At 53.1% G+C, this 21,716-nt stretch carries 19 protein-coding genes; 18 read left to right on the top strand and 1 reads right to left on the bottom strand.

What is annotated here, in order from left to right; genetic code table 11:
• Positions 1-75: 75 nt before the first annotated feature.
• Positions 76-162, bottom strand: a complete 87-nt coding sequence (gene leuL / locus IB196_RS18580; RefSeq protein WP_137378391.1) for a leu operon leader peptide — start codon at positions 160-162, stop codon at positions 76-78.
• A 652-nt stretch (positions 163-814) separates the two neighbouring features.
• On the opposite strand from leuL, the gene leuO reads away from it, so the two are divergent.
• The 18 genes from leuO to ftsA all read left to right on the top strand — a co-directional run bounded on the left by leuO (position 815) and on the right by ftsA (position 21,708).
• The gene (gene leuO, locus IB196_RS18575; RefSeq protein ID WP_005124547.1) at positions 815-1,762 is read left to right on the top strand and encodes a transcriptional regulator LeuO; all 948 of its coding nucleotides are present in this window, start codon (positions 815-817) and stop codon (positions 1,760-1,762) included.
• Positions 1,763-2,081: 319 nt separating this feature from the next.
• Positions 2,082-3,806: an acetolactate synthase 3 large subunit gene (ilvI, locus tag IB196_RS18570; protein WP_155021521.1), complete on the top strand. Its 1,725-nt coding sequence runs from the start codon at positions 2,082-2,084 to the stop codon at positions 3,804-3,806.
• Between the two features lie 2 nt (positions 3,807-3,808).
• Positions 3,809-4,300 (top strand): acetolactate synthase small subunit, encoded by a 492-nt coding sequence (ilvN, locus tag IB196_RS18565; RefSeq protein ID WP_003829566.1) that lies wholly within the window; start codon positions 3,809-3,811, stop codon positions 4,298-4,300.
• A 180-nt stretch (positions 4,301-4,480) separates the two neighbouring features.
• Positions 4,481-5,485 carry a catabolite repressor/activator gene (gene cra, locus IB196_RS18560; protein ID WP_005124558.1) on the top strand — a complete coding sequence of 335 codons (1,005 nt, stop codon included), beginning with the start codon at positions 4,481-4,483 and terminating at the stop codon, positions 5,483-5,485.
• Between the two features lie 611 nt (positions 5,486-6,096).
• Complete coding sequence (gene mraZ, locus IB196_RS18555) at positions 6,097-6,555, top strand: division/cell wall cluster transcriptional repressor MraZ (RefSeq protein ID WP_005124560.1); 459 nt, start codon at positions 6,097-6,099, stop codon at positions 6,553-6,555.
• 1 nt (position 6,556) lies between these two features.
• Entirely contained in the window at positions 6,557-7,498 is a 942-nt protein-coding gene (gene rsmH / locus IB196_RS18550) for a 16S rRNA (cytosine(1402)-N(4))-methyltransferase RsmH (protein ID WP_005124563.1), read from the top strand.
• A complete protein-coding gene (ftsL, locus tag IB196_RS18545; RefSeq protein WP_000625651.1) occupies positions 7,495-7,860 on the top strand; it encodes a cell division protein FtsL in 366 nt (121 codons plus the stop codon). Before rsmH ends, ftsL begins: the two co-directional genes overlap by 4 nt.
• A 15-nt stretch (positions 7,861-7,875) precedes the next feature.
• Positions 7,876-9,642, top strand: coding sequence for a peptidoglycan glycosyltransferase FtsI (gene ftsI / locus IB196_RS18540; protein WP_003018783.1), 1,767 nt, complete (start codon positions 7,876-7,878; stop codon positions 9,640-9,642).
• Positions 9,629-11,116, top strand: a complete 1,488-nt coding sequence (murE, locus tag IB196_RS18535; RefSeq protein WP_005124607.1) for a UDP-N-acetylmuramoyl-L-alanyl-D-glutamate--2,6-diaminopimelate ligase — start codon at positions 9,629-9,631, stop codon at positions 11,114-11,116. The genes ftsI and murE overlap by 14 nt, the downstream gene beginning before the upstream one ends.
• Entirely contained in the window at positions 11,113-12,471 is a 1,359-nt protein-coding gene (gene murF, locus IB196_RS18530; RefSeq protein ID WP_005124608.1) for a UDP-N-acetylmuramoyl-tripeptide--D-alanyl-D-alanine ligase, read from the top strand. The genes murE and murF overlap by 4 nt, the downstream gene beginning before the upstream one ends.
• Positions 12,465-13,547 carry a phospho-N-acetylmuramoyl-pentapeptide-transferase gene (gene mraY / locus IB196_RS18525; RefSeq protein WP_005124610.1) on the top strand — a complete coding sequence of 361 codons (1,083 nt, stop codon included), beginning with the start codon at positions 12,465-12,467 and terminating at the stop codon, positions 13,545-13,547. Before murF ends, mraY begins: the two co-directional genes overlap by 7 nt.
• Before the next feature lie 2 nt (positions 13,548-13,549).
• Positions 13,550-14,866: a UDP-N-acetylmuramoyl-L-alanine--D-glutamate ligase gene (gene murD / locus IB196_RS18520; protein WP_005124612.1), complete on the top strand. Its 1,317-nt coding sequence runs from the start codon at positions 13,550-13,552 to the stop codon at positions 14,864-14,866.
• Positions 14,866-16,110, top strand: a complete 1,245-nt coding sequence (ftsW, locus tag IB196_RS18515; protein ID WP_149691212.1) for a cell division protein FtsW — start codon at positions 14,866-14,868, stop codon at positions 16,108-16,110. The genes murD and ftsW overlap by 1 nt, the downstream gene beginning before the upstream one ends.
• Entirely contained in the window at positions 16,107-17,174 is a 1,068-nt protein-coding gene (gene murG / locus IB196_RS18510) for an undecaprenyldiphospho-muramoylpentapeptide beta-N-acetylglucosaminyltransferase (protein WP_040229977.1), read from the top strand. Before ftsW ends, murG begins: the two co-directional genes overlap by 4 nt.
• A 51-nt stretch (positions 17,175-17,225) precedes the next feature.
• Complete coding sequence (gene murC / locus IB196_RS18505; RefSeq protein ID WP_005124616.1) at positions 17,226-18,701, top strand: UDP-N-acetylmuramate--L-alanine ligase; 1,476 nt, start codon at positions 17,226-17,228, stop codon at positions 18,699-18,701.
• Positions 18,694-19,614 carry a D-alanine--D-alanine ligase gene (locus IB196_RS18500; protein WP_188232459.1) on the top strand — a complete coding sequence of 307 codons (921 nt, stop codon included), beginning with the start codon at positions 18,694-18,696 and terminating at the stop codon, positions 19,612-19,614. Before murC ends, IB196_RS18500 begins: the two co-directional genes overlap by 8 nt.
• Position 19,615: 1 nt before the next feature.
• Positions 19,616-20,449 (top strand): cell division protein FtsQ, encoded by an 834-nt coding sequence (ftsQ, locus tag IB196_RS18495; protein WP_003018758.1) that lies wholly within the window; start codon positions 19,616-19,618, stop codon positions 20,447-20,449.
• On the top strand, positions 20,446-21,708 hold the full coding sequence (ftsA, locus tag IB196_RS18490; RefSeq protein WP_182291014.1) for a cell division protein FtsA: 1,263 nt from the start codon (positions 20,446-20,448) through the stop codon (positions 21,706-21,708). The genes ftsQ and ftsA overlap by 4 nt, the downstream gene beginning before the upstream one ends.
• Positions 21,709-21,716: the final 8 nt, after the last annotated feature.

Genomic DNA, 21,716 nt, shown 5'->3' with positions numbered 1-21,716 from the left:
GTGTTTAGGGCGCCTTGCTTCGAGCATAAAAAAACCCGCGCAATGGCGCGGGTTTTTGTCTTAACTGGAGCTGACTTATTGCTGAATGTCGTCCACCAGTCTACCGCGCAATGACAATGCGTTTAGTAGTAGTAGACCGTTAAAACGAGCAATGTAAGTCATCAATCAAGCTCCAGGCGAATGCGATATGCTTTTAGTGGTACTGGATATGAAGATTGATGTCAACCCCATCCCTCATAAATGCCTCCACTCGGCGGAAAAAATCTCCTGAACTTTGAGCGAATTGTGCTGAATTTTTATGGTTGTATAAAATAAATCAGCGTGTGGATTACATACTTTTCACGATTTGACATATTTGAGCATATTTGTTTTCAGCCATTGTAACGGCATATTGAAGAGATAACTTGTGGATGAATTTTCTATCTTTATGATTTATTGGTTTTTATATTGATTTTGAATGGGTTTGAGGTGCCGTGGGAAAAATGATTGATAAATAAATGTTAAGCATCGCGGTGTTAATGATATAAACATTTAATTAAATCTTAAATATACATTCACTTCGTGCATGATTGTGTATTTGTCATGGTTATGGTTATATTGTTTTCGACATTTAAACGTATGAATCATCGTGCAGTGACCTCTGCCACACTGCGCTCGCATTGGTTTTTGTTCATTCAGGCATGGGCCTTTATGTTTTCCTAATTTTAATGCTTTCCCTTTTTCTTATTTTATATGCATGGTAAATCATATTAACGGAGGTTATTTCTGAGCTCCGTCTGGGAAAAGGGAGTTTTGAGTGACAGTGGAGTTAAATATGCCAGAAGCAAAAATAATAGATAAATCTAATCTTTTAGAGATGGGGAAACCGCAGTTGCGCATGGTTGACCTTAATTTATTAACCGTTTTTGATGCGGTGATGCAAGAACAGAATATTACTCGCGCAGCGCATTCTCTGGGTATGTCGCAGCCTGCAGTCAGCAACGCAGTCGCGCGTCTGAAAGTTATGTTTAATGATGAGCTCTTTGTGCGCTATGGCCGAGGCATCCAGCCCACTGCACGGGCTTTTCAGCTATTTGGCTCTATTCGTCAGGCGCTGCAATTGGTGCAGAATGAACTGCCAGGGTCCGGTTTTGAACCCGCCAGCAGCTCACGTGTATTTAATCTCTGCGTCTGTAGCCCATTGGATAATATCCTCACGTCATTGATTTACAATCGCGTTGAGCAAGTGGCACCTAATATTCATGTTGTATTTAAATCATCGCTCAACCAAAATACAGAACATCAATTACGGTATCAGGAAACAGAATTTGTTATTAGCTATGAAGAATTCCGCCGTCCTGAATTCACCAGCATTCCGTTATTCAATGATGAGATGGTGTTAGTCGCAAGTAAAAAACACCCGCGCATTAGCGGTCCATTACTCGAGAGTGATGTCTATAATGAACAGCATGCGGTAGTTTCTCTCGATCGCTTTGCGTCATTCAGCCAACCCTGGTATGACACTCAGGATAAACAAGCCTGCGTTGCTTATCAGGGAATGGCATTAATCAGTGTACTGAATATTGTATCTCAAACTCATTTGGTTTCTATTGCGCCACGCTGGTTAGCTGAAGAGTTCTCCGAGGCTTTAGAACTGCAAATATTACCGCTACCGTTAAAACTGAATAGCCGGACTTGTTATCTTTCCTGGCATGAAGCAGCAGGTCGGGATAAAGGACATCAATGGATGGAAGAGCTGTTAGTCTCCATCTGTAAGCAGTGACCTATGGCAGAGTAAATCCGATGATGCGTCTGGTTTATTCTGCTTTTTTATTTTTATTTGAAATTTTATGCTGAAATCTGCTTTTGGTTTTTGCCTGGGAGGGTGAAAAAATAGAGTAATCGCTGTAAGTACTCATTTTTAAGAGATTATTTGTCATTTCATTTGCTTATGCTGGTTTAATTCTCCGTTTATTCGATTCTTTCCTCCGTTTTATTCTTATCCGCTGTTACACCACCACTTCGGTGTCAATTGCCATGCCTTATCGTCAGCGGTTAATGTGTTGTTAAACCGTTATTCATTATAAGAGTGGAGGCAAGCCATGGAGATGTTGTCTGGAGCCGAGATGGTCGTCCGATCGCTCATCGATCAGGGTGTGAAGCAGGTATTCGGGTATCCCGGGGGCGCAGTCCTCGATATTTATGATGCTTTGCATACGGTCGGAGGTATTGATCATGTGCTGGTCCGCCATGAGCAGGCAGCGGTCCATATGGCCGATGGTCTGGCACGCGCGACGGGGGAAGTGGGCGTTGTGTTGGTCACCTCAGGGCCGGGAGCAACCAATGCGATCACCGGTATCGCAACGGCGTACATGGACTCCATCCCGCTGGTGATACTCTCCGGGCAGGTGGCTACCTCTCTGATTGGCTACGATGCCTTTCAGGAGTGCGATATGGTGGGGATTTCTCGTCCGGTGGTGAAACACAGCTTTTTGGTTAAACAAACGGAAGACATCCCGCAGGTGCTGAAAAAAGCCTTCTGGCTGGCGGCAAGCGGTCGTCCGGGACCGGTGGTAGTGGATTTGCCGAAAGATATTCTGAATCCGGCGAAGAAACTGCCTTATAGCTGGCCAGAGTCGGTGAGCATGCGTTCGTATAATCCGACGACGACCGGGCACAAAGGACAGATAAAACGTGCGCTGCAGACGCTGGTAGCAGCGAAAAAACCGGTTGTGTACGTGGGGGGCGGGGCGGTGAATGCTGCCTGCCACGAACAACTGAGGCAGATTGCTGAAGCACTAAATCTACCGGTTGTCTCCTCGCTGATGGGCTTAGGTGCGTTCCCGGCAACGCATCGCCAGGCGCTGGGCATGTTGGGTATGCACGGTACCTATGAAGCGAATATGACTATGCATCATTCGGATGTGATATTTGCGGTCGGCGTGCGCTTCGACGATCGCACGACCAATAATCTGGCAAAATATTGCCCGAATGCGACCGTGTTACATATCGATATCGATCCCACCTCTATTTCAAAAACCGTTACTGCGGATATTCCAATCGTGGGTGATGCTCTCCTGGTGCTTGAGCAGATGCTGGAGCTGCTGCCGCATGAAAAATCACAGCAGCCGCTGGATGATAACCGTGACTGGTGGCAACAAATTGAACACTGGCGCGCCCGTCAGTGCCTGAAATACGACACGCAAAGCGACAGTATTAAACCGCAGGCGGTGATCGAAACCATCTGGCGCCTGACGAAAGGGGATGCGTATGTAACCTCTGACGTTGGTCAGCATCAGATGTTTGCCGCACTGTACTACCCGTTTGATAAACCGCGTCGCTGGATCAACTCAGGTGGCCTCGGCACCATGGGATTCGGTTTACCCGCAGCGTTAGGGGTGAAGATGGCACTGCCGAATGAAACAGTAGTCTGCGTCACCGGGGATGGCAGCATTCAGATGAATATCCAGGAGCTGTCGACGGCGCTGCAATATGAGCTGCCGGTGCTGGTACTCAACCTTAACAACCGCTATCTCGGCATGGTCAAACAGTGGCAGGACATGATCTATTCCGGGCGTCATTCGCAGTCTTATATGCAGTCGCTACCCGATTTTGTCCGTCTTGCTGAAGCATATGGGCATATTGGTATCCAGATAAATCATCCGGATGAGCTGGAAAGCAAGCTGGGGGAAGCACTGGAACATGTGCGCAACCACCGGCTGGTGTTTGTTGATGTCACCGTCGATGGCAGTGAGCATGTCTACCCGATGCAAATTCGAGGGGGCGGTATGGATGAGATGTGGTTAAGCAAAACGGAGAGGACCTGATTATGCGCCGGATATTATCAGTATTGCTGGAAAACGAGTCGGGTGCATTATCGCGTGTGATTGGCCTCTTCGCCCAGCGTGGTTACAACATTGAAAGCCTGACCGTCGCGCCGACAGACGACCCGACCTTGTCGCGGATGACGATTCAAACCGTGGGCGATGAAAAGGTCCTGGAGCAAATTGAAAAGCAGCTTCACAAACTGGTGGACGTTCTGCGCGTCAGCGAACTGGGGCAGGGCGCCCACGTTGAACGAGAGATCATGCTGGTGAAGATCCAGGCCAGTGGCTATGGCCGGGAGGAGGTGAAACGTAACACGGAAATTTTCCGTGGGCAGATCATCGATGTCACGCCGTCTATCTACACTGTGCAGTTGGCGGGAACCAGTGACAAACTGGACGCCTTCCTGGCCACACTGCGTGAAGTCGCTAAAATTGTGGAAGTTGCCCGTTCCGGCGTGGTGGGGCTTTCCCGCGGCGATAAAATCATGCGCTAATCATGATCGGCTTCTGAATTCGCAAGCCCAACGACACTGGTTGGGCTTTTTTTTGCGAAATCAGCGGTAACCAGAGACAAAAGCGGTTGCCGGAGTCATTATTCTGCGCTTAGATGTTAATAAATTTAACCCATGCCATCTCAAAGGTTATGGTTTGTACATTTTACGCAAGGGGCAATTGTGAAACTGGATGAAATCGCTCGGTTGGCCGGCGTTTCGCGAACGACTGCAAGCTACGTTATTAACGGTAAAGCAAAGCAATATCGCGTAAGCGACAAAACGGTTGAAAAAGTCATGGCGGTGGTGCGTGAGCATAATTACCACCCGAATGCCGTGGCGGCCGGGCTCCGTGCTGGACGCACACGTTCTATCGGGTTGGTGATCCCGGACCTGGAGAATACGAGTTATACCCGCATTGCAAACTACCTGGAACGTCAGGCGCGTCAGCGTGGGTATCAACTGCTGATTGCCTGCTCTGAAGATCAGCCGGATAACGAAATGCGCTGCATTGAGCATCTTTTACAACGCCAGGTTGACGCCATTATCGTGTCGACCTCCTTGCCGCCTGAACATCCGTTCTATCAGCGTTGGGCGAACAGCTCATTCCCGATTGTGGCGCTGGATCGCGCGCTGGATCGCGAACACTTCACCAGTGTTGTCGGCGCAGACCAGGATGATGCGGAAATGTTGGCGGAGGAACTGCGTAAATTCCCGGCTGAAACCGTGCTCTATCTGGGGGCTCTCCCTGAATTATCCGTCAGTTTCCTGCGCGAACAGGGTTTCCGTACCGCGTGGAAAGACGATCCGCGTGACGTGCACTTCCTGTATGCCAACAGCTATGAGCGGGAGGCAGCAGCGCAGCTGTTTGATAAATGGCTGGAAACACATCCGATGCCTCAGGCACTGTTTACCACGTCGTTTGCCCTGCTGCAGGGGGTGATGGATGTGACTCTGCGTCGCGATGGTCAGTTACCGTCTGATTTAGCGATTGCGACGTTTGGCGACCACGAACTGCTCGACTTCCTGCAGTGCCCGGTACTGGCGGTGGCGCAGCGTCATCGTGATGTGGCTGAACGTGTGCTGGAGATCGTCCTTGCAAGCCTTGATGAACCGCGTAAACCAAAACCAGGATTAACGCGCATTCGGCGTAATCTGTACCGTCGCGGCATCCTTAGCCGTAACTAAGTGGTTGCTATTGATGGCATTGGAGAGAATGCTTCGATGCCATCAAATATCTTACTGTCAGAAATAACCTTATTATATTTAAGAATATTCTTTAGAATTATCTGAATTTCATTCTTTAATTATCCTAATTTAAAAATGCAACTATCCTTTTTTGGGTTATTGATACGTAACGACGCGTTACGTTTGTATTATTTTGTTACATGCTTGTGTGGATTTGCCGAATTAACAAACACTTTGCCGCCGAATTGCGGCAATCCCTCTCCTTCCTTGGCCGTACGGGTCGTACAGACCGATGAACTGGTACTGTTATCTCGCCGCATATTGTCCTAAAATGCCGCTCGCGTCGCAAACTGACACTTTATATTTTCTTCTGATGATATTCAGTTGTTTTAAACAATGATGAGTTGTTGGATTTTTTTCTTACAAATATTCATGACGTTAATTTGCTTCGTTTGCTGTACGGAATTTGCTCAACGCAGATATTAGCCGTAAACAATGGGTTTTTTGCTCCGCTAAGCGCCGTGACTTGCTTGACAAGGTTTTCCTCCGCTCCGTAAACTCCTTTAAGTGGGAATTTGTGGGATAAAGTGGTAATCGGGGGTGAGACTGGCATGTTCCGGGGAGCAACGTTAGTTAATCTCGACAGTAAAGGGCGCTTATCCGTGCCTACCCGTTATCGGGATCAACTGCTCGAGAGCGCTACCGGTCAAATGGTTTGTACCATTGACATCCATCACCCGTGCCTGCTGCTGTACCCCCTGCCTGAATGGGAAATTATCGAACAGAAGTTATCGCGTCTGTCGAGCATGAATCCAGTTGAGCGTCGCGTACAGCGCCTGTTGTTGGGTCATGCCAGCGAATGTCAGATGGATAGCGCTGGTCGCTTATTGATAGCGCCCATTCTGCGGCAACACGCAGGGTTAACGAAAGAAGTGATGCTGGTTGGGCAGTTCAATAAGTTTGAACTGTGGGATGAAACGACCTGGTATCAACAGGTCAAGGAAGATATCGACGCTGAACAGTCTGTTACCGGCGCGCTGTCGGAACGATTGCAGGATTTGTCTCTATAAAATGATGGAAAACTATAAACATACAACGGTGTTGCTGGATGAAGCCGTAAACGGCCTGAATATTCGTCCAGACGGCATCTACATTGACGGGACATTTGGTCGCGGCGGTCATTCACGTCTGATCCTCTCGCAGCTTGGCGAAGAAGGACGTTTACTGGCTATCGATCGCGATCCGCAGGCTATTGCCGTAGCACAGACGATTACCGATCCCCGTTTTTCCATCGTCCATGGACCTTTTTCTGCGCTGGCTGACTATGTCGCCGAGCGCGGACTGACCGGTAAGATCGACGGGATTCTTCTCGATCTTGGGGTCTCTTCTCCGCAGCTTGATGACGCTGAGCGCGGATTCTCATTTATGCGTGACGGTCCGTTAGATATGCGTATGGACCCAACACGCGGTCAGTCGGCGGCCGAATGGCTGCAAACTGCCGATGAAGCAGACATTGCCTGGGTGATTAAAACCTTTGGCGAAGAGCGCTTCGGCAAACGCATTGCACGCGCCATTGTAGAGCGCAATCGTATCGAACCGATGACCCGCACCAAAGAGCTTGCGGAAGTGATTGCGGCGGCAATGCCGGTGAAAGACAAATTCAAACATCCCGCGACCCGTACCTTCCAGGCGGTGCGCATTTGGGTGAACAGTGAACTGGAGGAGATAGAGCAGGCGCTAAAAAGCTCGCTCAGCGTGCTGGCACCAGGTGGTCGCCTTTCGATAATCAGTTTCCATTCGCTTGAAGATCGCATTGTGAAACGCTTTATGCGCGAACAAAGCCGTGGTCCTCAGGTTCCGGCTGGAATACCGATGACCGAAGCGCAGATCAAAAAACTGGGCGGTCGTGAGTTGAGAGCACTAGGCAAGTTAATGCCGGGCGAAGAAGAGGTTGCTGAAAATCCTCGTGCCCGTAGTTCAGTTCTGCGTATTGCAGAGAGGACGAACGCATGATCAGCAGAGTGACAGAAGCCCTCAGCAAAGTTAAGGGATCGATAGGAAGCAACGAGCGCCATGCTTTGCCTGGTGTGATCGGTGACGATCTTTTGCGGTTTGGGAAGCTGCCACTCTGCCTGTTCATTTGCATTATTTTGACGGCGGTTACCGTCGTGACAACCGCACACCATACGCGGTTACTGACCGCGCAGCGTGAGCAGCTGGTTCTGGAGCGAGATGCGCTGGATATCGAATGGCGCAACTTGATCCTTGAGGAGAACGCGCTCGGCGACCATAGCCGTGTTGAACGGATCGCAACGGAAAAGCTGCAAATGCAGCATGTTGATCCCTCACAAGAAAACATCGTAGTACAAAAATAAGGATAAACGCGACGCATGAAAGCAGCGGCAAAAACGCACAAACCAAAACGCCAGGAAGAACAAGCCAACTTTATCAGTTGGCGTTTTGCGTTACTGTGCGGCTGTATTTTGCTGGCACTGGGTTTTCTGCTGGGGCGCGTTGCCTGGCTGCAAATCATCGCGCCGGACATGCTGGTACGTCAGGGCGACATGCGCTCTCTGCGTGTCCAGGAAGTGTCCACCTCGCGCGGGATGATTACCGACCGCTCTGGTCGTCCACTGGCGGTGAGCGTTCCGGTGAAGGCGATTTGGGCCGACCCAAAAGAGGTGCATGACGCAGGCGGCGTGAGCGTTGGCGAGCGCTGGAGAGCGCTGTCGACGGCGCTGAACCTCCCGCTTGATCAACTGGCTTCCCGCATTAACGCCAATCCGAAAGGGCGCTTTATCTATCTGGCGCGTCAGGTAAACCCTGATATGGCAGACTACATCAAAAAACTGAAGCTGCCAGGGATTCACCTGCGTGAAGAGTCCCGCCGTTACTATCCTTCCGGAGAAGTGACTGCTCACCTCATTGGTTTTACCAACGTCGACAGCCAGGGGATTGAAGGCGTTGAGAAGAGCTTCGACAAATGGCTCACCGGACAGCCGGGTGAACGTATTGTGCGTAAAGACCGCTATGGTCGCGTCATTGAAGATATCTCCTCTACCGATAGCCAGGCGGCGCACAACCTCGCGCTGAGTATCGATGAGCGTTTACAGGCGCTGGTCTACCGTGAACTGAATAACGCCGTGGCGTTCAACAAGGCGGAGTCAGGCAGTGCGGTGCTGGTGGATGTGAACACCGGTGAAGTGCTGGCAATGGCGAACAGCCCGTCTTACAACCCGAACAATCTCACCGGTACGCCGAAAGATGCGATGCGTAACCGTACCATTACCGACGTGTTTGAGCCGGGTTCTACCGTCAAACCGATGGTGGTGATGACCGCGCTGCAGCGTGGCGTGGTACGTGAAAATACCGTGCTTAACACCATTCCTTACCGAATTAATGGCCACGAAATTAAAGACGTGGCGCGTTATAGCGAATTGACCCTTACCGGGGTTTTGCAGAAGTCGAGTAACGTCGGTGTTTCCAAGCTGGCGTTAGCGATGCCGTCCTCAGCGTTAGTAGATACTTACTCACGTTTTGGGCTGGGAAAAGCGACCAATTTGGGGTTGGTCGGAGAACGCAGTGGCTTATATCCTCAAAAACAACGGTGGTCTGACATAGAGAGGGCCACCTTCTCTTTCGGCTACGGGCTAATGGTAACGCCGTTACAGTTAGCGCGAGTCTACGCAACGATCGGCAGTTATGGCGTTTATCGCCCGCTGTCGATTACCAAAGTTGATCCTCCTGTTCCGGGCGAACGTATCTTCCCGGAGGCGACCGTACGCACCGTGGTGCACATGATGGAAAGCGTGGCGCTGCCGGGCGGCGGTGGCGTGAAGGCGGCGATTAAAGGCTATCGCATCGCGATTAAAACCGGTACGGCGAAAAAAGTAGGGCCGGACGGCCGCTACATCAATAAATACATTGCTTATACCGCAGGCGTTGCTCCTGCGAGTCAGCCGCGCTTCGCGCTGGTTGTTGTTATCAACGATCCGCAGGCGGGTAAATATTACGGTGGCGCCGTTTCCGCGCCGGTCTTTGGTGCCATCATGGGCGGCGTTTTGCGCACCATGAACATCGAGCCGGATGCGCTGACAACGGGCGATAAAAATGAATTTGTGAATAATCAAGGCGAGGCAACAGGTGGCAGATCGTAATTTGCGCGACCTTCTTGCTCCATGGGTGCCGGGTGCACCGGAGCGAGCACTGCGAGAGATGACACTCGACAGCCGTGTGGCTGCATCGGGCGATCTCTTTATAGCAGTAGTGGGTCATCAGGCGGACGGGCGTCGATATATCCCGCAGGCGATAGCGCAAGGTGTGGCTGCCATTATTGCAGAGGCAAAAGATGAGGCCGCTGACGGTGAAATCCGTGAAATGCACGGCGTTCCGGTCATCTATCTCAGCCAGCTTAACGAGCGTTTATCTGCACTGGCAGGCCGCTTTTACCACGAGCCATCTGAAAATATGCGTCTGGTCGGTGTGACCGGAACGAACGGTAAAACCACCACTACCCAACTGCTGGCACAGTGGAGCCAACTGCTTGGCGAAACCAGTGCGGTAATGGGCACGGTAGGTAATGGCCTGCTGGGTAAAGTGATCCCGACGGAAAATACCACTGGGTCAGCCGTTGACGTTCAGCATGTGCTGGCGGGTCTGGTTGAACAGGGCGCGACCTTTGGCGCGATGGAAGTTTCATCGCATGGTTTGGTTCAGCACCGCGTGGCGGCGCTGAAATTTGCGGCCTCAGTATTTACCAACTTAAGCCGTGACCATCTCGATTATCACGGCGATATGGAACACTACGAAGCCGCGAAGTGGTTGCTGTATTCCACGCACCACTGTGGGCAGGCTATCGTCAATGCGGATGACGAAGTGGGTCGCCGCTGGCTGGCGAAGCTGCCGGATGCGGTAGCTGTCTCGATGGAAGACCATATCAATCCCAACTGCCACGGTCGTTGGCTGAAAGCCGTTGAAGTGAACTATCACGATAGCGGCGCAACGATTCGCTTTGCCTCTACCTGGGGAGAAGGTGAAATTGAAAGCCGCCTGATGGGTGCGTTTAACGTCAGCAATTTGCTGCTGGCGCTGGCCACTCTGCTGGCGTTGGGGTATCCGTTAGCCGATTTACTGAAAACGGCGGCACGACTGCAGCCAGTCTGCGGGCGCATGGAAGTGTTCAGCGCGCCGGGCAAAACCACCGTGGTGGTTGATTACGCCCATACGCCAGATGCGCTGGAAAAAGCACTGCAGGCGGCGCGTTTGCACTGTACTGGCAAACTGTGGTGCGTCTTTGGCTGCGGCGGCGATCGCGACAAAGGCAAACGTCCATTGATGGGCGCAATTGCCGAGCAGTTTGCCGATGTTGTCGTGGTGACCGATGACAACCCGCGTACTGAAGAGCCGCGCGCCATTATTAACGACATTCTGGCGGGTATGCTGGATGCCGGGCAGGCAAAAGTAATGGAAGGCCGTGCTGAAGCGGTCACTAGCGCCATCATGCAAGCGAAAGAAAATGACGTGGTGCTGGTCGCTGGCAAAGGTCATGAAGACTACCAGATTGTCGGCGCACACCGTCTCGACTACTCCGACCGCGTGACGGCAGCACGTCTGCTGGGAGTTATCGCATGATTAGCGTAACGCTCAGCCAACTGGCGGAAATCCTCCGTGGCGAACTGAAAGGGGTCGATCTGACCCTTGATGCGGTGACAACCGATACGCGTAAAGTGACGCCAGGCTGCCTGTTTGTGGCGCTGAAAGGCGAACGCTTTGATGCCCATGATTTTGCCGACAAGGCGCAAGAGAGCGGGGCGGGTGCGCTGTTGGTCAGCCGTCCTTTGGACACCGACCTGCCGCAGCTGATTGTTAACGATACGCGTCTGGCGTTTGGTGAACTGGCGGCGTGGGTTCGCGCTCAGGTTCCGGCTCGTGTGGTGGCGCTTACCGGCTCTTCCGGTAAAACGTCCGTTAAAGAGATGACGGCCTCCATTCTGAGCAAGTGTGGCAACACGTTATATACCGCGGGCAACCTGAATAACGACATCGGCGTACCGATGACGCTGCTGCGCTTAAACAACGATTACGACTATGCCGTTATTGAACTTGGCGCCAATCACCAGGGTGAAATCGCCTGGACCGTTGGGTTGACGCGTCCGGAAGCGGCGCTGGTGAACAACCTGGCCGCTGCGCATCTGGAAGGCTTCGGCTCTCTGGCGGGCGTGGCGAAGGCAAAAGGTGAGATTTTTACCGGCCTGTCAGCGAACGGTATCGCCATTATGAATGCCGACAACAACGACTGGCTGAACTGGCAGAGCATTATTGGCGATCGCAAAGTCTGGCGTTTTTCGCCGAATGCGGCTAACAGCGACTTTTCGGCGGCCAACGTACATGTGACCTCACACGGCACGGAGTTTTCGTTGCAAACGCCAACCGGAAGCATTGATGTTCTGCTACCGCTACCGGGTCGCCATAACATTGCTAACGCCCTGGCGGCGGCTGCACTCGCGATGGCGGTAGGCGCGACGCACGAAGCAGTGAAAGCGGGTCTGAAGGATTTGCAAGCGGTCCCGGGGCGTCTGTTCCCGATTCAACTGGCAGAAAACCAGTTGCTGCTGGACGACTCCTATAACGCTAACGTCGGATCAATGACCGCAGCGGTACAGGTGCTGTCCGAAATGCCCGGCTACCGCGTGTTGGTGGTTGGCGATATGGCAGAGCTTGGCGCGGAAAGCGAAGCATGTCACGTGCAGGTGGGTATCGCCGCGAAGGCGGCGGGTATCGACTGTGTGCTGAGTACAGGGAAACTGAGTCAGGCAATTAGCCATGCCAGCGGCGTTGGTGAGCATTTTGCGGATAAAACCGCGCTGACCGCACATCTTAAAGCGCTGATTGCAGAACATCAGATCATGACGATTTTAGTGAAGGGTTCACGTAGTGCCGCCATGGAAGAGGTAGTACGCGCATTACAGGAGAATGGGACATGTTAGTTTGGCTGGCCGAACATTTGGTCAAATATTATTCCGGCTTTAACGTCTTTTCCTATCTGACGTTTCGCGCCATCGTCAGCCTGCTGACCGCGCTGTTCATCTCTTTGTGGATGGGCCCGCGTATGATTGCCCGCTTGCAAAAAATGTCATTTGGTCAGGTCGTGCGTAACGACGGCCCAGAATCACACTTTAGTAAACGTGGTACGCCGACCATGGGCGGCATCATGATCCTCACCGCGATTGTTATCTCCGTGCTGCTGTGGGCCTACCCATCCAACCCGTACGTGTGGTGCGTGCTGGTGGTGCTGATTGGCTACGGCATTATCGGTTTTGTCGATGACTACCGCAAAGTGGTGCGTAAAGACACCAAAGGCCTGATAGCGCGCTGGAAATATTTCTGGATGTCGGTCATTGCATTAGGGGTCGCGTTTGCGCTGTATCTGGCAGGAAAAGACACCCCGGCAACTGAACTGGTGGTGCCGTTCTTTAAAGATGTCATGCCGCAACTGGGGCTGTTCTACATCCTGCTGGCGTACTTCGTCATTGTCGGTACCGGGAATGCGGTAAACCTTACCGACGGCCTGGATGGCCTGGCCATTATGCCGACCGTGTTTGTGGCCGCCGGTTTTGCGCTGGTGGCATGGGCGACCGGTAATATGAACTTTGCTAACTATCTGCACATTCCTTATTTACGCCATGCAGGCGAACTGGTGATCGTCTGTACGGCGATTGTCGGCGCGGGATTAGGTTTCCTGTGGTTTAACACCTATCCGGCGCAGGTCTTTATGGGTGACGTCGGTTCACTGGCGCTGGGTGGCGCGCTGGGCATTATTGCCGTACTGCTGCGTCAGGAGTTCCTGCTGGTGATTATGGGCGGTGTCTTCGTGGTGGAAACCCTGTCGGTCATTCTGCAGGTTGGCTCCTTTAAGCTGCGCGGACAGCGCATCTTCCGTATGGCGCCGATTCACCATCACTATGAATTGAAGGGCTGGCCGGAACCGCGCGTGATTGTGCGCTTCTGGATTATTTCGCTGATGCTGGTGCTGATTGGCCTGGCAACGCTGAAGGTACGTTAATCATGGCTGATTACCAGGGTAAAAAAGTCGTCATTATCGGTCTGGGGTTGACCGGACTGTCCTGCGTGGATTTCTTCCTGGCGCGTGGCGTGACGCCGCGCGTAATGGATACCCGTGCGACGCCGCCTGGCCTGGATAAATTACCGGAAGCGGTTGAGCGTCATGTTGGCAGTCTGAATGATGACTGGCTGCTGGCCGCTGATTTAATCGTCGCCAGCCCCGGTATTGCCCTGGCGCACCCTTCGTTGAGCGCTGCTGCTGATGCAGGGATTGAAATTGTTGGCGACATTGAGCTGTTCTGCCGCGAAGCGCAGGCGCCGATCGTCGCGATCACCGGTTCAAACGGTAAAAGTACCGTTACGACGCTGGTTGGCGAAATGGCGAAAGCGGCCGGAGTAAACGTCGGTGTTGGCGGTAATATCGGTCTGCCGGCGCTGATGCTGCTGGATGACGAACGTGAGCTGTATGTTCTGGAGCTGTCCAGCTTCCAACTGGAGACAACCTCCAGCTTACGGGCTGTCGCGGCCACCATTTTGAACGTCACTGAAGATCATATGGACCGTTATCCGTTTGGACTGCAGCAGTACCGTGCAGCCAAACTGCGCGTCTATGAGAACGCGAAAGTATGCGTGGTCAATGCGGATGATGCGCTGACTATGCCGGTTCGTGGTGCAGATGAGCGTTGCGTGAGCTTTGGCGTCAATATGGGGGACTATCACCTTAATCGTCAGCAGGGCGAAACCTGGCTGCGGGTGAAAGGGGAAAAAGTCCTCAACGTGAAAGAGATGACGCTTTCCGGTCAGCATAACTATACCAACGCCCTGGCTGCGCTGGCGCTGGCGGATGCCGCAGGTTTACCACGGGCGTCGAGCCTGAAAGCGCTGACCACCTTTACCGGCCTGGCGCACCGTTTCCAGTTGGTACTGAATCATAACGGCGTGCGTTGGATCAATGATTCAAAAGCGACCAACGTCGGCAGCACTGAAGCCGCGCTGAATGGCCTGCACGTTGACGGCACGCTGCACCTGCTGCTGGGCGGCGACGGAAAATCCGCTGACTTTATGCCGCTGCAACGTTACCTGACCGGCAACAACATTCGTCTGTACTGCTTTGGCCGCGATGGCGCACAGCTTGCCGCTCTGCGACCTGAGATTGCGGAACAAACTGAAACCATGGAACAGGCGATGCGTCTGCTTGCGCCGCGCGTGAAGCCGGGCGATATGGTGCTGCTGTCGCCAGCCTGCGCCAGCCTCGATCAGTTCAAGAACTTTGAGCAACGTGGCGACGTCTTTACCCACCTGGCGAAGGAGTTGGGTTGATGCGCTTATCTCTCCCTCGTCTGAGACTGCCGCGCTTACCGGGACTGGGTGTCCTGGCGTGGATCTTTGCGGCGCTTAAAGGCTGGGTGATGGCTTCGCGTGATAAAGACGCCGACAGCCTGATCATGTATGACCGCATGCTGCTGTGGCTGACCTTTGGTCTGGCGGCGATCGGCTTCGTGATGGTGACATCAGCATCGATGCCCGTAGGACAACGCCTGGCGGGCGATCCTTTCCTGTTTGCTAAGCGTGACGCGTTGTACATCTTCCTCGCGTTTTGTCTGGCGATGGTCACGCTGCGTCTGCCGATGGAGTTCTGGCAAAAGTACAGTACGACGATGCTGATAGCCTCAATCATCATGCTGCTGATCGTGCTGGTTGTAGGCAGCTCGGTTAACGGGGCGTCGCGCTGGATTGCGTTGGGGCCGCTGCGTATTCAGCCTGCGGAGTTTACCAAGCTGTCGTTGTTCTGTTACCTCGCCAACTACCTCGTGCGTAAGGTGGATGAGGTGCGTAACAACCTGCGCGGTTTCTTAAAACCGATGGGCGTGATCCTGGTGCTGGCTATTTTACTGCTGGCGCAGCCCGATCTGGGTACGGTGGTGGTGCTGTTTGTCACGACCCTGGCGATGCTGTTTCTGGCGGGCGCGAAACTGTGGCAGTTCATCGCCATCATCGGCATGGGGATTTCGGCGGTCGTACTGCTGATCCTTGCCGAGCCGTATCGTATCCGCCGCGTAACTTCCTTCTGGAACCCATGGGAAGATCCGTTTGGCAGCGGTTACCAACTGACGCAATCCCTGATGGCCTTTGGTCGCGGTGAGGTTTGGGGACAGGGCTTAGGTAATTCAGTACAAAAACTGGAGTATTTACCTGAAGCGCACACCGACTTCATCTTCGCCATCATTGGGGAGGAGCTGGGTTATATCGGTGTGGTATTGGCACTTTTAATGGTATTCTTCGTCGCTTTTCGCGCGATGTCGATCGGTCGTAAGGCGCTGGAAATTGACCACCGTTTTTCAGGTTTCTTAGCCTGCTCCATCGGGATTTGGTTTAGCTTCCAGGCGCTGGTAAACGTCGGCGCGGCGGCAGGTATGCTGCCAACCAAAGGTCTGACGCTGCCGCTGATCAGTTATGGTGGTTCCAGTTTGTTGATCATGTCGACGGCCATCATGTTTTTGTTACGTATTGATTATGAAACGCGTCTGGAAAAAGCCCAAGCGTTTACACGAGGTGCACGATGAGTGGTCAACCGAAGCGGTTAATGGTGATGGCGGGCGGTACCGGTGGACATGTCTTCCCGGGGCTGGCGGTCGCGCATCATTTAATGGCCCAGGGCTGGCAGGTTCGTTGGCTGGGCACCGCCGATCGTATGGAAGCGGACTTAGTGCCGAAACACGGCATTGACATTGATTTTATTCGTATCTCCGGTTTGCGTGGCAAAGGCGTTAACGCACTGCTGGCTGCACCTGTACGTATTTTTAATGCCTGGCGTCAGGCGCGCGCCATCATGAAGCAGTTTAAGCCTGATGTGGTGCTGGGTATGGGCGGCTACGTGTCCGGCCCTGGCGGTCTGGCGGCCTGGTCATTAGGCATTCCGGTGGTTCTGCATGAGCAGAACGGCATTGCGGGATTAACCAACAAGTGGCTGGCGAAAATTGCAACGAAGGTAATGCAGGCTTTTCCTGGCGCTTTCCCGAATGCGGACGTGGTGGGGAATCCAGTGCGAACTGATGTCCTTGCATTGCCGTTACCCGAAGAACGTCTGGCTGGGCGTGAAGGTCCGGTTCGCGTGCTGGTCGTCGGGGGATCTCAGGGTGCACGCGTATTGAACCAGACGATGCCGCAGGTTGCCGCAAAGCTTGGCGATGCGGTGACTATCTGGCATCAGAGCGGCAAAGGCGCGCAGCAAACCGTTGAGCAGGCTTATGCCGACGCGGGACAACCGCAGCACAAGGTCACTGAGTTTATCGATGATATGGCAGCCGCCTACGCGTGGGCAGATGTCGTAGTGTGTCGCTCAGGCGCGCTGACAGTGAGCGAAATTGCCGCCGCAGGTTTGCCGGCGCTGTTTGTGCCGTTCCAGCACAAAGACAGACAGCAGTATTGGAATGCGCTGCCGCTGGAGAAAGTGGGCGCTGCCAAAATTCTTGAGCAGCCGCAGTTTACTGTGGATGCCGTCGCTAACACCCTTGCCGGGTGGTCGCGAGAAACCTTATTAACCATGGCAGAACGTGCGCGCGCCGCATCCATACCGGATGCCACAGAGCGAGTTGCAACTGAAGTGAGCCGGGCTGCCCGGGCGTAATTGTGGTGATGCCTTTTGCATCGCATGAACTAAGAAGTTAATGGCTAAAGAATGAATACACAACAACTGGCAAAACTGCGTTCCATCGTGCCCGAAATGCGTCGCGTTCGGCACATCCACTTTGTCGGCATCGGTGGTGCTGGTATGGGCGGTATTGCCGAAGTTTTGGCCAATGAAGGTTATCAGATCAGCGGTTCTGACCTGGCGCCGAATCCGGTTACGCAGCAGTTGACGAATCTGGGCGCCACGATTTTCTTTAATCATCGCCCGGAAAACGTGCGTGATGCGAGCGTGGTGGTGGTGTCCAGCGCTATTTCTGCGGATAACCCGGAAATTGTTGCGGCCCATGAAGCGCGTATTCCGGTGATCCGTCGTGCTGAAATGTTGGCTGAATTAATGCGTTTTCGTCACGGTATCGCCATTGCCGGGACCCACGGTAAAACCACAACCACCGCGATGGTCTCCAGCATTTACGCGGAAGCGGGACTGGATCCGACCTTTGTCAACGGCGGACTGGTGAAGGCGGCAGGCGTACATGCGCGCTTAGGCCATAGCCGTTATTTGATTGCGGAAGCCGATGAGAGCGATGCGTCGTTCCTGCATTTGCAGCCGATGGTGGCGATTGTCACCAACATCGAAGCTGACCATATGGATACCTACCATGGCGACTTCGAAAATTTAAAGCAGACGTTTATTAATTTCCTGCATAACTTGCCGTTTTATGGTCGTGCGGTGATGTGCGTTGACGATCCGGTGATCCGCGAGCTGTTACCGCGCGTCGGGCGTCAAACCACAACCTATGGTTTCAGCGACGATGCCGATGTGCGCGTTGAAGATTACCAGCAGATTGGTCCACAAGGGCACTTCACGCTGCTGCGTCAGGGGATGGCCGATTTACGTGTGACGTTGAACGCGCCTGGCCGTCACAATGCCTTGAACGCGGCGGCTGCCGTGGCAGTGGCAACGGAAGAGGGTATTGAAGACGATGCGATCCTGCGCGCGCTGGAAAGTTTCCAGGGCACCGGACGCCGTTTTGACTTCCTCGGCGAATTCCCGCTTGAGCCAGTCAACGGTAAAACCGGGACGGCGATGCTGGTCGATGACTATGGCCATCACCCAACGGAAGTCGATGCCACGATCAAAGCCGCGCGCGCGGGCTGGCCGGACAAAAATCTGGTAATGCTGTTCCAGCCGCATCGGTTCACGCGTACGCGCGATCTGTACGACGACTTTGCCAACGTGCTGACTCAGGTCGATGCGCTGTTGATGTTGGATGTGTATGCCGCGGGCGAAGCCGCGATTCCGGGGGCAGACAGCCGCTCGCTGTGCCGTACCATTCGTGGTCGCGGTAAGATCGATCCTATTCTGGTGTCCGATCCGGCCCAGGTAGCGGAAATGCTGGCGCCGGTATTAACCGGCAACGATCTGATTTTGGTGCAAGGTGCTGGAAATATCGGCAAAATCGCGCGTTCCTTAGCTGAAATCAAACTGAAGCCGCAAAACCCGGAGGAAGAACAACATGGCTGATAAAATCGCGGTCCTGTTAGGGGGCACCTCCGCAGAACGAGAAGTGTCGCTGAATTCTGGCGCGGCTGTGCTGGCAGGGTTACGTGAAGGTGGTGTCGATGCCCATCCGGTTGATCCGAAAGAGGTTGATGTCACTCTTCTGAAATCAATGGGTTTTCAGAAGGTGTTTATTGCGCTGCACGGTCGTGGCGGGGAAGATGGCACGTTGCAGGGCATGCTGGAGCAAATTGGCCTGCCGTATACCGGCAGCGGCGTTATGGCATCGGCTATCTCAATGGACAAACTGCGCAGCAAGCTGCTGTGGCAGGGCGCAGGTTTACCCGTTGCGCCATGGGTTGCATTGACCCGCACTGAGTTCGAAAAAGGTCTTAGCAATGAATCGGTTACAAAAATTTCTGCGTTAGGCTTGCCGTTGATTGTGAAACCAAGCCGTGAAGGCTCCAGCGTAGGGATGTCAAAAGTTGAAGAAGAAAATGCTTTGCAGGGTGCATTAGCATTGGCTTTTCAGCATGATGAAGAAGTACTGATCGAAAAATGGCTCAGTGGGCCAGAATTCACAGTTGCGATACTCGGCGAAGAAATTTTACCGTCAATACGTATCCAACCCGCGGGAACCTTCTATGATTATGAGGCGAAGTATCTCTCTGATGAGACACAATATTTCTGCCCTGCAGGTCTGGAAGCCGAACAAGAGGCCCGTTTGCAGGAATTAGTCCTGAAAGCATGGACTGTATTGGGCTGTAAAGGTTGGGGCCGTATTGACGTCATGCTGGACAGCGATGACCAGTTTTATCTGCTGGAAGCCAATACCTCTCCGGGTATGACCAGCCACAGCCTGGTGCCGATGGCGGCGCGTCAGGCGGGCCTGAGCTTCTCGCAGTTGGTGGTACGAATTCTGGCGTTGGCGGACTGATATGTCGCAGGCTGCGCTGAACACGCGAAACGGTGATGAAGAAGAAGTCAATTCCTCACGCCGCAATAATGGAACGCGTCTTGCAGGAATACTGTTTCTGCTGACAGTGCTGTGCACCGTGTTTGTTAGCGGCTGGGTCGTGTTGGGATGGATGGAAGATGCGCAGCGTTTGCCATTGTCAAAACTGGTGTTAACCGGCGAACGGCATTATACGCGCAATGACGATATCCGGCAGTCCATCCTGGCGCTGGGCGCTCCGGGAACCTTTATGACTCAGGATGTGAACATCATCCAGAGCCAGATTGAACGTCTCCCCTGGATCAAACAGGCGAGCGTCAGAAAGCAATGGCCTGATGAATTGAAGATTCATCTGGTTGAATATGTGCCGATAGCGCGTTGGAATGACCAACATATGGTGGATGCCGAAGGAAATACGTTCAGCGTCCCAACCGGTCGGGCCAATAAGCAGGTATTACCTATGTTGTACGGGCCAGAAGGCAGCGCGAGTGAAGTGTTGCAAGGGTTCCGTGATATGGGGCAGGTGCTGGCTAAGGATAGATTCACCCTGAAGGAAGCGGCGATGACCGCTCGTCGTTCCTGGCAGTTGACGCTGAATAACGATATTAAGCTCAATCTGGGCAGGGGCGATACGATAAAACGTTTGGCTCGCTTTGTGGAACTCTACCCGGTTTTACAGCAGCAGGCGCAAACCGATGGCAAACGGATTAGCTACGTTGATTTGCGTTATGACTCAGGAGCGGCAGTAGGCTGGGTTCCCTTGCCTCCTGAGGAATCTAATCAGCAACAGAATCAGGCACAGGCAGAACAACAATGATCAAGGCGACGGACAGAAAACTGGTAGTTGGACTGGAGATTGGCACCGCGAAGGTAGCCGCTTTAGTAGGGGAAGTTCTGCCCGACGGTATGGTCAATATCATTGGCGTGGGCAGTTGCCCATCGCGAGGTATGGATAAAGGCGGGGTGAACGACCTGGAGTCAGTGGTGAAATGCGTACAGCGCGCCATTGACCAGGCTGAACTGATGGCAGATTGCCAGATTTCCTCAGTGTATCTGGCGCTTTCCGGTAAACATATTAGCTGTCAGAATGAAATTGGTATGGTGCCCATTTCCGAAGAGGAAGTGACCCTGGAAGATGTGGAAAATGTTGTGCATACGGCAAAATCCGTGCGGGTGCGCGATGAACATCGTGTACTGCACGTTATTCCACAGGAATACGCCATTGACTACCAGGAAGGCATTAAAAATCCGGTCGGTCTTTCCGGCGTGCGTATGCAGGCAAAAGTACATCTGATTACCTGTCACAACGACATGGCGAAGAACATCGTCAAAGCCGTTGAACGCTGTGGCCTGAAAGTTGACCAACTGATATTTGCCGGGTTGGCAGCCAGTTATTCCGTGTTAACGGAAGACGAACGTGAGCTGGGTGTCTGCGTGGTCGATATTGGTGGTGGTACAATGGACATCGCCGTTTATACTGGCGGGGCGTTGCGCCATACCAAAGTAATCCCTTATGCAGGGAATGTGGTCACCAGCGATATCGCGTATGCCTTTGGTACGCCGCCGAGCGATGCGGAAGCCATTAAAGTTCGTCATGGTTGTGCGCTGGGTTCTATCGTTGGCAAAGATGAGAGCGTTGAAGTGCCAAGCGTCGGTGGTCGTCCGCCCCGCAGTCTGCAACGTCAGACTCTGGCTGAGGTCATTGAGCCGCGTTATACCGAGCTGCTTAACCTGGTCAACGAAGAAATTTTGCAATTACAGGAACAGCTTCGCCAGCAAGGTGTGAAACATCATCTGGCGGCGGGGATTGTGTTAACCGGTGGTGCTGCGCAAATTGAAGGTCTTGCGGCCTGCGCTCAGCGCGTGTTCCATACCCAGGTACGTATTGGCGCGCCGCTGAATATTACCGGTCTGACAGATTATGCCCAAGAGCCGTATTATTCAACGGCAGTGGGGCTGCTTCACTACGGGAAAGAATCCCATTTAAGTGGTGAAGCTGAAGTTGAAAAACGTGTAACGGCATCAGTTGGCTCGTGGATTAAACGACTCAATAGCTGGCTGAGAAAAGAGTTTTAATTTTTAAA

This window comes from Citrobacter sp. C6_1, from assembly GCF_014596835.2.
GTDB classification, from domain to species: Bacteria; Pseudomonadota; Gammaproteobacteria; order Enterobacterales; family Enterobacteriaceae; genus Citrobacter; species Citrobacter pasteurii.
This window is presented reverse-complemented; position numbering and strand designations above follow the sequence as displayed.

Coding starts and splice junctions, on each gene's coding strand:
- ftsI (WP_003018783.1), top strand. CDS start 7,876: ATGAAAGCAGCGGCAAAAACGCACAAACCAAAACGCCAGGAAGAACAA.
- ftsQ (WP_003018758.1), top strand. CDS start 19,616: ATGTCGCAGGCTGCGCTGAACACGCGAAACGGTGATGAAGAAGAAGTC.
- murD (WP_005124612.1), top strand. CDS start 13,550: ATGGCTGATTACCAGGGTAAAAAAGTCGTCATTATCGGTCTGGGGTTG.
- mraY (WP_005124610.1), top strand. CDS start 12,465: ATGTTAGTTTGGCTGGCCGAACATTTGGTCAAATATTATTCCGGCTTT.
- rsmH (WP_005124563.1), top strand. CDS start 6,557: ATGATGGAAAACTATAAACATACAACGGTGTTGCTGGATGAAGCCGTA.
- leuO (WP_005124547.1), top strand. CDS start 815: ATGCCAGAAGCAAAAATAATAGATAAATCTAATCTTTTAGAGATGGGG.
- murF (WP_005124608.1), top strand. CDS start 11,113: ATGATTAGCGTAACGCTCAGCCAACTGGCGGAAATCCTCCGTGGCGAA.
- IB196_RS18500 (WP_188232459.1), top strand. CDS start 18,694: ATGGCTGATAAAATCGCGGTCCTGTTAGGGGGCACCTCCGCAGAACGA.
- ilvN (WP_003829566.1), top strand. CDS start 3,809: ATGCGCCGGATATTATCAGTATTGCTGGAAAACGAGTCGGGTGCATTA.
- ftsL (WP_000625651.1), top strand. CDS start 7,495: ATGATCAGCAGAGTGACAGAAGCCCTCAGCAAAGTTAAGGGATCGATA.
- ilvI (WP_155021521.1), top strand. CDS start 2,082: ATGGAGATGTTGTCTGGAGCCGAGATGGTCGTCCGATCGCTCATCGAT.
- ftsA (WP_182291014.1), top strand. CDS start 20,446: ATGATCAAGGCGACGGACAGAAAACTGGTAGTTGGACTGGAGATTGGC.
- leuL (WP_137378391.1), bottom strand. CDS start 162: ATGACTTACATTGCTCGTTTTAACGGTCTACTACTACTAAACGCATTG.
- ftsW (WP_149691212.1), top strand. CDS start 14,866: ATGCGCTTATCTCTCCCTCGTCTGAGACTGCCGCGCTTACCGGGACTG.
- mraZ (WP_005124560.1), top strand. CDS start 6,097: ATGTTCCGGGGAGCAACGTTAGTTAATCTCGACAGTAAAGGGCGCTTA.
- murG (WP_040229977.1), top strand. CDS start 16,107: ATGAGTGGTCAACCGAAGCGGTTAATGGTGATGGCGGGCGGTACCGGT.
- murC (WP_005124616.1), top strand. CDS start 17,226: ATGAATACACAACAACTGGCAAAACTGCGTTCCATCGTGCCCGAAATG.